Source organism: Serratia sp. root2 (assembly GCF_031931805.1).
GTDB classification, from domain to species: domain Bacteria; phylum Pseudomonadota; class Gammaproteobacteria; order Enterobacterales; family Enterobacteriaceae; genus Serratia; species Serratia inhibens.
The window spans coordinates 1,226,048-1,238,344 of sequence record NZ_JAUJXB010000001.1 but is presented as its reverse complement, the minus strand read 5'-3'; the positions used below and the strand labels follow the sequence as shown (position 1 = coordinate 1,238,344).

Below are 12,297 nucleotides of genomic sequence, written 5' to 3'. Positions count from 1 at the left end.
CTTTGGCTTCAGCCGGCGATCGCCGCACAACAGACCATGACCCTTTACGTCGGGCTTTGTGAGCAGAACGAAGGGCTTGTTGACTATCGTGTGTATTCGGAAAACGAAGGACAGCAGCGCAGTATCCACAGCCAGGGCGTGATTGTGTCGCATATGAATGACGCCATCCCGGCGCGCCGCTCTTTGGATGTGGAGCAGCTGAAAAGCCAGATGACGGGCCCCGACTATCTGCCGGCGCAGTGCTACCAAAGGTTCCGCAGCATGGGGCTCGAGTATGGCGAATCATTCCAATGCATTGAGCAGTTGCTGACGGGAGATCGGCAGGTGTTGGCCAAAATTGCGCTGCCGAATGCGGCAACCCTGCAGGGGCTCGGTTTGCACCCGAGTTTGATCGACGCCGCATTGCAAACCAGCCTGGGGCTGCACGGCTCTGAGCCGCGCCCCGACGCCGCCTATGTGCCGTTTGCGCTGGAGCAGTTGGAGGTCTTTGGCAACATCGACACTCGGCTCTGGGTCTGGCTGCGGTTGGTCACAACCGATAACGCGGCGGATCCGCAAGTGCAAAAAATGGACGTCGACCTCTGCGATGAACGAGGACATATCTGCGTGAGCTTGCGCGGCTTCTCGACCCGCATGTTGTCGGTATCCCAGCCGTCTGAACAAGACGCCATGCCGGAAACGGAGCCTGCGGACGAGATGGCGGTTAGCTCACAGCGTAAAACGTTAAGCGGGACTGAATACTTCTTGCAAGATCACGGCGGGTTGTTGCCGGGCATGCTGTCGCTGGCGTGGATGAGCGAATTGGCGGCGGCGCATCTCCAGCCAGAAGATCCCCCGGCCGTCATTGGGCTCAAACAGGTGGTCTGGCGGCAACCCGTGGCGGTGGGAGCGCGCGGAGCCGATATTGATCTGCACCTGAGCCGGGATCAACAGGGTTATCGTTGCACGATCAGTTCGCAGGGCGCGATACACGCGCAGGCTCGAGTGATGACCGCCTCAGCCGGCGAACAGGCGCTTCAGCCGCTGCCGCTTGAGGAGATCGCGCAGCGCTGTCGGCAGCGCAGAGAACAGAGTGCCTGCGCCGAGTTTTTCGCGGCGGCGATCGGACCCAGGTTGCTCGGCATCACCCGCTATGACCAAGGGCATCAAGAAGCGTTGATCGCGCTGGAAACGCCGGACGATGTTGACGGCGAGACGGTGGCGCTGCATCCAACCCTGATGAACGGGGCCGTTTTGGCTGCGATCATGTTGGCCACCGGCGGCGAGCGGCAAAGCGATCGCCTGCTGATGCCGTTTAGCCTGGATGAACTGCGGGTCCACCGGTCATTGCCGGGGAGCGTGTTGGCCTATATTCGCCAACACCCTTCAGAGAGCGGCTCGCAGCAGCAGATCGTCAGTTGTGATATCTGGTTTACCGATCGCCACGGCCATATCCTGGTCGAAATGAAGGGGCTGAAAATGATCGCAGCGCCGGCGGCGTCGCTGGTCTTCGCCCGGCCTCAGTGGGTCCGTCAGCAGATTGCCGTTCTCCCGCACGCTGAACGCGCTCCAGACGCGCCGCCATGTTTTATCCTGGCGCAGGGGAATGATGCTGGGCAAACCGCGTTGCAAACCGCCTGGCCCGCTTGCCGGGTCATACGCCTGTCGTCTGATGCAGATCAGACACCGGCGCAATTGACGCTTTGTTTGCAGCAGCTGTTTGCCCAAATTAAAGAAAGCTCGCTTGCCTGCACGGAACAGGCCCAGCGGCAGGCGCTGTTCATACTGGCGGCGGAACCGGTTAACGAGTCGTGGCTGTCCGCGGCGGCAGGGCTGCTCAAAACGGCCCGCCAGGAACAGCCGGGTCTTAATGGAAAAGTGATCCGCTACCCGAATACCGCTGACGCGGCCATGCAACTGCCGACCCGGTTGCGTGCCGAAATGCAGGCGTTAGAGGGCGCCGTCGAGATTTGTTACGACGCGGCGGGCGGCAGAAGCGTGCGGGAATGGCACCAAACCGCGCTGAATGACGCCGCCGATGTACCCCCGATGGCTGCCGGCTCCGTTATCTGGATCACCGGCGGGCTGGGCGGTATTGGCTATCAGTTGGTCCGTGAACTGGGGGGGCGCTATCAGGCTCGTTTCGTCCTGAGTGGCCGTTCCGCTTTACAGGGCCTCAATGAGCAACGCCTTGCGGCGCTGCGACAGCAGGGCGCCCAGGTGACTTATTACCAGGGGGATGTGACCGATCCTGAGCAAGTTCGTCGCCTGGTGGGGCAAATTCTGCAGGATGAGGGCCAATTGAATGGCGTCATCCACAGTGCGGGCGTCACGCGTGACGCATTTATTGTCAATAAAACTGAACCTGAAGTGCTTGAGGTATTAGGGCCGAAAGTCGCGGGTACACTGGCTTTGGATGAGGCAACCCGGGATTGCGATCTGGACTTCATGGTGCTGTTCTCCTCGTTAAGCAGTGCGTTTGGCAATATCGGCCAGGCTGACTATGCCTGCGCCAATGGCTTTATGGACGGCTTCGCCTTCCAGCGTAACCAGCAGGTTGCCGATGGTTTGCGGCGCGGGAAAACCCTGTCGTTGAACTGGCCGCTTTGGCGCGATGGCGGTATGGGGATTTCCGAACAGGCGGCTGAACAGCTCAGGCGCCAGTCGGGTTTGGTGCCGATGCCCGCCGCCGTGGGGATAGAGGCGTTGCTTCTGGGGCTGCACGGCCCGGAGTCACAGCTGGCGGTTATGTATGGCGAAGCCGGGCAGATCGGACGCCGGCTCTCGGAGACACGCGGTCCGCTACCCGCAGGTTCATCAAGCCGCGAGGAGTCGCCCCGTCAGCGGGCAGGCGAAAACGGCCCGGTTCGGGTTGCACGCGTTCACGCCATGCTGGTCAGCATGGTGGCTCAGTTGCAAAAGCTCGATGAGAACAAGGTTGAGCTGGATATGGAACTGTCCAAATATGGCTTTAATTCTATCGATTTCACCGAGTTTGCCGGTCGTCTCAATAAGGCCTATGGCTTGACGCTGATGCCGACGGTGTTCTTTGAACATTCGACCCTGAGGGCGATGGGTCACCATCTGGCCGACACTTATCCCGACGCCGTCGCGCAAATAGCGGGCGCTGTGGAAATGGCGCCCGCCAAAAAGCCGGCTCCAATCATCACCGCCACCAGCCTGGCAATGCGGGATGACGGTGAAAAAACCTTTGGCTGGCGGGCGGCGGCCTATGCGTCAGCGCCACAGCAAAAAGCCCCGCTCGCCGCTTCAGCGGCGACGGACGGGCCGCAAGAGCAGGAAGCGATAGCGGTTATCGGCATGAGCGGCCGCTTCCCCCAGTCGCGCAATCTGGATGAATTCTGGCAAAAGCTGGAAGCGAATCAGGATTTGATCAGCACGGTTCCGGCCGATCGTTGGAACTGGCGGGAATATTATGGAAATCCGCATGAAACGCCCGGAAAAACCCAAGTGAATTGCGGCGGGTTCATGCAGGATGTCGATTGCTTCGACCCGCTGTTTTTTGGCATTTCTCCACGGGAAGCCCAGTCATTGGACCCGCAGTTCAGGATTTTCCTGGAAACGGTCTGGGCGACGATTGAGGATGCAGGCTATCGCGCCAGTGCTTTATCGGGCAGCAACACCGGGGTGTTTGTCGGGGTATCGACCTCCGAATACAAAGACGCCTGGCTGAAGTATTCCCACGATAAGTTCGGCATCGGCGATCCCCCTTGGCTTTCTCACTTCGCGCTGGCTAACCGTGTGTCTTACATACTGAACCTCCATGGCCCGAGCGAACCCATTGATACCGCCTGTTCCAGTTCACTGGTAGCCATTAACCGGGCGATAGAAGCGATGCGCGCCGGCAGCTGCGATATGGCGCTGGTCGGCGGCGCCAACATTATCGTCAATCCGGGGATCACCATCACCGCTGGAGAAGCGGGGATCCTTAGCGAAGACGGCCGTTGCAAAACCTTTGATATTAGCGCAGACGGCTACGGCCGCGGCGAAGGCGTCGGCGCCATTCTGCTCAAACCCCTCCGCCAGGCGATTGCCGATGGCGATCGCATTCACGGCCTGATCCGCGGCAGCGCCGAGAATCACGGCGGTAAAGCAACGTCGCCCACCGCGCCGAACCCGGTTGCGCAGCAGGCGCTGCTGACCCAGGCCTATCGCCGCAGCGGCATCGATCCGGCGAGGGTGGGTTATATCGAGACCCATGGCACGGGAACCCGGCTGGGCGATCCGATTGAGATCAATGGGTTGAAAAAAGCGTTCGCCGCCTTGTATCAAGAGCGGGGGCAATCCATGCCGAGCGAAGCGGGTTGTGGGCTCGGATCGGTAAAAACCAATATCGGCCACCTGGAAGCCGCCGCCGGCATTTCTGGCGTCCTGAAAGTGTTATTGATGTTCCGTCACCAGAAAATGCCCGGCAACGTTCATTTGCAGACGGCGAATCCGTATTTGGATCTTGCCGATAGCCCGTTCTACCTGGTGCGAGAAACGCAGCCATGGCCGGCGATGCAAGACGCCGGTGGTCGGCCGCTGCCGAGAATAGCCGGCGTCAGCAGTTTTGGCATCGGCGGAGCGAATGCGCACATCGTTCTCGAAGAGTACGTTGCGGAACCGGCCGGCTGCGATATTGCCTCCTCAACGAGGCCGGTGGCGATTGTCTTATCGGCAAAAAAAGCCGCTCGCCTGGAGGCTGTCGTACTAGGTTTGGCCACCTACCTGGATTCTGCGGCGTTTACCGAGCAGCAACCGAGCCTGGCGGATATCGCGTATACCCTGCAAGTGGGGCGCGAAGGCATGGATGAACGCCTGGCCTTCGTCGCCGACTCCGTGCCGGCCTTGCAAGACACATTGTCCCGCTACCTTGCCGACCCCAAACCGGCGCCGGGGATCTATCGCGGCAATGCGAAAGCGGGCAATAGCGCCTTATTGGCTGCGGCTGATGAAGACCTTCAGGCCTGGTGCCGACAAGGCGAGTACGGCAAGCTGCTGGCGGCCTGGGTACAGGGCGCCGTCGTTGACTGGAAAACGCTGTACTCCGCGGTAATGCCCCCCCGCAAGATCGGCTTGCCGACTTACCCGTTCGCACGGGATCGTTTCTGGTTGAAAGAGAAAGCCGCCACGGCCGGCGAGAAAGGAGAGGCGACGCCGCCAGTCATCCCATCCCAGCCTTATCGTTTGCACCCGCTGGTACACCGCAATACCTCCGATCTGACCGCGCTCAGCTTTACCTCCTGGTTTGACGGCGGCGAATTCTTCCTGTCAGACCATGTGGTGATGGGGAAACGGCTTTTGCCTGGCGTCGCCTATTTGGAAATGGCGCGCGCCGCCGTTGAACAAACGGTGGGGCGTGAGCGGCGTCTGCAGTTGACTCAGATCGTCTGGATTCGCCCTTACATCGCCGCCGGCGAAAACGGTCTTTCCCCTGTGACGGTAAAATTGTTGCCGCAATCGCCGACGGTGATTCGGTTCGAAATTTGTTCTCAGATGGCGGATGGCCAAACCCAGACGCATTGCCAGGGAAAAGCGATCGTTGCGGACTCGTTTGCGACTAGCGAAACCCGGCTCGATCTGTCGGTTGCGATGGCTGAGCACCAGGAAGGTACGCTGGAGAAAGCCGACTGTTACCGGGCTTTCCATCAGTTGGGGATCGAGTACGGCGCCGGACATCAGGGCATTGAACGGCTGCATGTCGCCAAAGGGCGCGTGCTTGCGCAGCTGGCGCTGCCTGAAATCCTCAAAGAGACGCTGGGCGAGTATGTCCTGCATCCCAGCCTGATGGATTCTGCATTACAGGCAACGTTGGGATTGTCCCAGGATCATCGGCTGGGTTTGCCGTTTGAACTGGAGTCACTGGAGATCCTGCACCGCTGCACGTCCAGAATGTGGGCCCGCATTGCGTATGAGCATGGCGCAGAGCCTGCGCTGCGGGCGAAAGTGCAAAAACTGACCGTTGAGCTATACGACGATGCCGGGCGGCTCTGCGTTCATTTGCAGGGATTCAGCGCCCGTGCGCCTGAACCCGCCACGCCGCCCGGCAACGGCACGCTGCTGCTGGTGCCGACATGGTCGCGTAAACAGGTCCGGGGCGATATCGTTGCCCCGCATGCGTACTCCCACCGTCAAACACTCTTCTGCGGCGAACCTTCCGTCGCGAAAGCCATGGGCCTGACGGATGACCTGATTTTCCCGGCGATGGACCGTGCGGAACATATCGCCCTGGACTTTCAGCAGCAGGCGCTGGCCCTGTTTGGCCGAGTAAAATCCCTGTTGGATGGGCGGCCCAAGCAGCCGATGCTGTTGCAAGTGGCGGTTGCCGGGGCGCTGCCCGCGCCGTTTGCTGCCGCGCTCTGCGGGGTGTTAAAAACGGCGCGTTTAGAGAATGGCCGGTTTATTGGCCAGCTGATTGAGCTGGAGGCGACGGCGCGCGTCGACGAGATTAACGACAGGCTGCGGGAAAGCAGCCTCGTGCCGGAAGATATTCATATACGCTACGGGCGGGAGGGGCGCCAGGTTTTATCCTGGCGGGAAGTGCGCTCACTCACCGGAACCTCCGCCGTGCCCGCAGCGTCAGAGGCGGTCCGTATGCCGTGGAAAGAGCGGGGCGTTTATCTGATCACCGGCGGTGCGGGCGGGCTGGGGCTTATTTTTGCCACAGAGATTGCCCGTCAAACCCGCGGTGCCAGGCTGATCCTCACCGGACGAACGCCGATGAACGATCGGATCCAAGCCGCCGTCAGCCAGTTGACCACGCTGGGCGCTCAGGTTGACTACTGCCGGCTTGACGTCTGCGATCGCCCAGCGGTTGATGCGCTGACCGCCAGCGTTGTGGCGAAGCACGGCGCCATCAACGGCGTGCTGCATTGCGCCGGCGTGTTGCGCGATAGCTACATCCTGAAAAAGTCGCCGGAGGATTTTCTGGCCGTACTCGCACCTAAAGTGCAAGGGACGGTGAACCTGGATCTGGCCCTGGCGCGATATCCGCTGGATTTCTTTATTCTCTTTTCCTCAACCGCGGCCGCCTTGGGCAATCCAGGGCAGGCTGATTATGTTACGGCGAACAGTTTCATGGATGCTTACGCTCATTACCGCCAGCGTCAGGTGGAGGCTAAGGTGCGGATGGGCAGAAGTCTGACGATCAACTGGCCGCTGTGGAAAGAAGGCGGCATGGCGGTTGATGACGCATCTGAAGCCCTGATGTACCAGAACACGGGCATGATCGCGATGTCTGCGGCTGCCGGCCTGCAGGCTTTCTATCAGGCGCTTGAGCGGGAAGAAAACCAAGTGCTGGTGATCGCCGGCGACATTGAAAAGTTGCGCCTGACATTGGCCAAGGGTAATGAACAGCATCGCGTTGAGCCGGCGGCAGGCAGCGGGCAGAATGCGGCGGCGCAGATTGACAAAACGGGGCTGGAAGAGGCGGTGCAACAGCTGTTGATCCGCGAAGTCTCCGCATTGCTTGACGTGGCGGTGACCGAGATCGATCTGGATCTCGAATTGACGGAACTGGGCTTCGATTCCATTCTGACAACCGGGTTCGCCAACACGCTGAATCAGCGCTATCAGCTCGACCTGCTGCCAACCCTGTTCTTCGAGTATCCAACGATTGCGGCGCTGAGCGGTTATCTAACGGCAACCTATCAGAACGCATTCGCCGCAAGGTTTACCGCGTTCTCCCAGCCGGAGACCGGGGAGCAACACCTGGCTGAACGGGCTGCGTCGGCGCCTCGGATAGCCGAAGAAGCGTCCGCCCAAACGGTGGATATATCGGCGTTGCATGAAGCGGTTCAGTCGCTTCTGATGCAGGAAATTTCAGCGCTGTTGCACGTGGATGCCGCTGACATCGATAACGATATTGAGCTAAGCGAGCTGGGCTTCGACTCCATACTGACGACCAGTTTTGCCAATAAGCTGAACCGGCAATATGCGCTGGAACTGCTGCCGACCGTGTTTTTTGAGTACCCAACCGTTGCGGGATTGACGCATTATCTGGCCGAACGCTATCGGGCGCGCTTTAGCCGGCTGTTTGCAGCGCAAGTGATGGCGCAAGCCCCGCAAAGCGATGAGGCGCATGATGTCTCAGCCGAGCGCACGCCCCAGCCGAAACCGTCCGCCTCACCCGCCGTTCACGACCGGAGCGATGCGCAGGAAGCGATCGCCATTGTGGGGATGAGCGGCAGTTTCCCTATGGCGCCGGATTTGGACGCCTACTGGGAAAATCTATTGCAAGGGAAAGATTGCATCAGCGAGGTGCCGCCAGACCGTTGGAATTGGCGGGATTCCCTACAAGCTGTGCACAACGCTGAAAATCGCGACAGTATTCGCTGGGGAGGATTCATTCAGGATATGGCGGAATTCGATCCGCTCTTTTTCGGTATCTCTCCCCGAGAGGCCGAACTGATGGATCCGCAACAACGGCTGTTGATGACCCATGCCTGGAAAGTGATTGAAGAGGCAGGCTACTCGGCCGCTTCCTTGGCCGGCAGTAGGCTGGGCATTTATGTCGGTACGGGAAACACCGGTTATGCGGGTCTGATCGTCGATGCGAAACTTCCGGCGGAAGGTTTCACCGCAACGGGGATTGTGCCTTCGGTCGGCCCAAATCGTATGAGCTATTTCCTCAATGTACATGGGCCGAGCGAGCCGATTGAAACGGCGTGTTCCTCTTCGCTCATCGCCATTCATCGCGGTGTTTCAGCCCTGCGTCATGAAGGCTGCGATATGGTCATCGTAGGCGGCATTAATACCTTGGTCACACCGGATACGTTCGTCAGCTTCTGCAAAGCGGGCATGCTCGCCGCCGACGGCCGTTGTAAAACATTCTCCAGCCAGGCTGATGGCTATGTGCGCGGCGAGGGCGCGGGCATGCTGCTGCTGAAGCGTTTATCGGCGGCCGAAGCGGACGGCGATCATATTTATGGCGTCATCCGCGGCAGCGCGCAAAATCACGGCGGGCGCGCCAGTTCCTTGACCGCGCCGAATCCAAAAGCGCAGGCGGCCCTGTTGGCCAGCGCCTACCGCGATGCCGGCATCGACCCCAGGACGGTCGGCTACATTGAGGCACACGGGACGGGCACGAAACTCGGTGATCCGATTGAGATCAATAGCCTGAAAGCCGCGTTTCACGATATGCAGGCTCTCTATCCGGGTGAGAAATATCCTGAGGCGGAGTGCGGCGTCGGGTCGGTGAAAACCAACATCGGGCATTTGGAGATGGCGGCAGGTATTGCTGGCGTCATCAAAGTGTTGCTACAGCTGAAACACCAGACGTTGGTGAAGAGCCTGCACTGTGAAGAACTGAATCCCTATATCGACTTCACGAACACGCCATTCTATGTCGTGCAGGAGAATCGCCCCTGGCGCGCATTGCTAAACGCGCAGGGTGACGCGTTGCCGCGCCGGGCCGGCGTCAGTTCTTTCGGTTTCGGCGGCGCCAACGCGCATATCGTGATAGAGGAATATCGCGGCAATCAGTCGGTACTGCCGGCGCCGCAATCGCGCTATGTGATCCCGCTGTCAGCCAGGGATGATGTTCGCTTGCGTGACGTAGCCCAGAACCTCAGGCGATATCTGGATCAGCAACGGGAAAACCCTGAGCTGACGCTAATGAATCTGGCCTATACGCTGCAAGTCGGGCGGGACGCCATGACGGCGCGGCTGGGCTGGATCGTTCAGTCCCTCGATGAGCTGAGGGCAAAGCTGGACGGCTTTTTGCAGGGTAACGAGGAACCCGGCGAGGTCTACCGTGGCCAGCGCAGCAGCCACAATGCTCTGGTGGCGCAATTCTCGGCCGATGAGGAACTGCGCGAAGCCATCGCGAAATGGGTGGTGCGCGGTAAATACGCCAGGCTGTTGAGCCTTTGGTGTCAAGGGTTGGAGTTTGATTGGTCGGGCTTATATCAAGGGCAGCAGCCGCTTCGCCTGAGCCTGCCGACCTATCCCTTTGACCGCCAGGCTTTCTGGCTTCCCGCCGCTCAAGGACAGGAACACGCCGTCCCCCCCGTCTTGGCGCATGACGTTCACCGCCAGCCGGAAAAAACAGGCGGCATACCGTCGCCGTCCCTGGCGGACGGGGCGCCGCAGAAGGCTGAGGCGCGCTTTGATCTTGAGGTTTACCTGACTGCGCTGATCGGCCGGCAGCTCAAAGTGGCCGAAGCGGCGATCGGCCCGGATACCGCTCTGGAGGAATTGGGAATGGATTCGGTTGTGTCCATCGCGCTGTTAAATGACATCCGCGAAACGTTCCCGCAAGTCTCCCGCTCGCTGTTTATGGAATATCACACCGTCGGTGAAATTCAGCTGTATCTGCGCACCCATTTCAGCGAACGGCTGGCCATGCTGAGTAACCCAGGGCCGTTGGCAGAAGCGGAGCCTGAGCCGGAAGAAAGCCAAATGCGCACGGGAGAGGCGCGGCCGCAAAATATCAGCATCATCGGCATGGCGGGGATCTTCCCGCAGGCAGAGGATATCGCTGCATTTTGGGATAACCTGCGCGCTGGCCGAGCGGCGCATTCCACGTTGAGTGACAAGCGCAGACGCCTGATGGCCCTGGATGAAGAAGAGGTCGGCAGCAGCAGAATCGGTGCCTATCTGGAGGGGGTCGAGTATTTCGATCGCAAACTGTTCAAGGTTTCTCATAAGGACGCACAAAAACTGGATCCCCAGATCCGAAAATTGCTTGAAGTCATTTGGCAATCCATCACGGACGCCGGCTATACCCTGAGCCAGTTCCGTGAGAAACGGACCGGGCTTTTTGTCGCGACCCGCGGGCATTCAGGCTATCAGGATATTCAGGCCAAAGTGGATCCGCAGCAGGCGGCTCAGTGGCGTTTCCAGGCGGAGCAGATCTCCGCTTACGCCAACCGTATTTCAAACATTCTGAACCTGTCAGGCCTCAGCGAGATCGTGGAAACCGGATGCGCCAGCTTTTTGGTTGCGATCAGGCACGCCATGAGCGCCATCAGAGAGGGGCGTTGCCAGCAGGCGATTGTCGCCACCGCGGAGCTGGGTCTTTCGCCCTTCGCGCAGAACCGCACCGACGATCAAGCGCTGTACAGCTCTCATCCGGTAACGAAAAGTTTCGCCAGTGATTCTGACGGTTATGTGAAAAGCGAAGTGGTCGGCGCCATTATCCTGAAAGCGGAGGACGATGCCTTGGCGCAGGGCGATGCCATTTACGTCAATGTCAAAGGCGTCGGCGTCAGCCACGGCGGCAAAGCCCCATTGAAATGGTACAGCCCCAATATTGAGGGGCAAAAAGCGGCCATCGTCGCCGCCTTCGCGGAGACCGGGCTCGATCCGGCGACCATCTCCTATATCGAGCCCGAGGCCAACGGTTCCCAGTTGGGTGACGCGGCGGAGCTGGTCGCCATCCAGTCGGTCTATGGCCCCCACTTGCAGGCCAGCCAGGCGGCGCCTATCGCCATTGGTTCACTCAAACCGTTGACCGGGCACGCCGAAACGGCATCGACGTTCCCTGTCCTGGTGAAAATGGTGCTGTCCATGCATCACCGCCAACTGGCGAAAATTGCGGGGCTCGGCGCGTTGAACGAAGGGATCACTCTGACTGATGGTTTTGAACTGCTCGATGAAGATCGTCCCTGGCAGAAGCGGGGGCCTCACCCACGGCGCGGCGCCATCCATTCCATGAGCATTGGCGGCGTGAACGCCCATTTGCTGCTTGAAGACTATGAAACGGAACACCACGCCGAATGGTTCCCGGCCGAGCGGCCGCTCATTTTCCTGTTTTCTGAGGCGGATGAGGCCGGATTGAAGCTGCTGGTGAGCGATTACGTGGACTTTCTGCCGCGTGCATTGGCAAACCTCTCTGCACGCGACGCAGCACAGGATCCCACGCCAGAAAAGCAGCAGGCGCGCGAGTCGCTCTATTTGGAACGGCTCGAATATACCCTGCAACAGGGCAGAGAGCATCGAGACGTGAGACTGGCGGTCAGCGCCGCCAGCATTGCGCAATTGCAAGAGAAGTTGCAGCGCTGGCTGTCGCATACGGGCCATCAGGATGGCATTTACGACAGCCGTGAAGCGCCGCCAATGCGAGAGAAAGCGTTGTCTTCCTTGAGCGACGGCGTGCGGCAAGCCTTGTTGAAATGGCTGGCGGGGGATGCCGTGGAGTGGGCCAAATTGCGGCAGGACGAAGGGTGGCGAGACGGACTGCGCAAGCTTCATTTGCCTGCCAACCCACTGCGGAAGCTGTTCTGCTGGCATGAGGGATTCCACGATAGCGACGTCGCTGACGGTCATCATGCAGGACCGACAAACGCGGAACAGCGTTCTGTCGTGGAGTAA

1 protein-coding gene (running past one end of the window) is annotated in these 12,297 nt (G+C 59.8%); it reads left to right on the top strand.

Annotated features, from left to right (window positions below; translation table 11 throughout):
• Positions 1-12,297 carry the 3' portion of an SDR family NAD(P)-dependent oxidoreductase gene (locus QZQ97_RS05630; RefSeq protein WP_311992622.1) on the top strand. Its footprint begins 7,533 nt before the window's first position, so the window shows 12,297 of its 19,830 coding nt (coding positions 7,534-19,830); its start codon lies off the left edge, out of view; it ends in the stop codon at positions 12,295-12,297.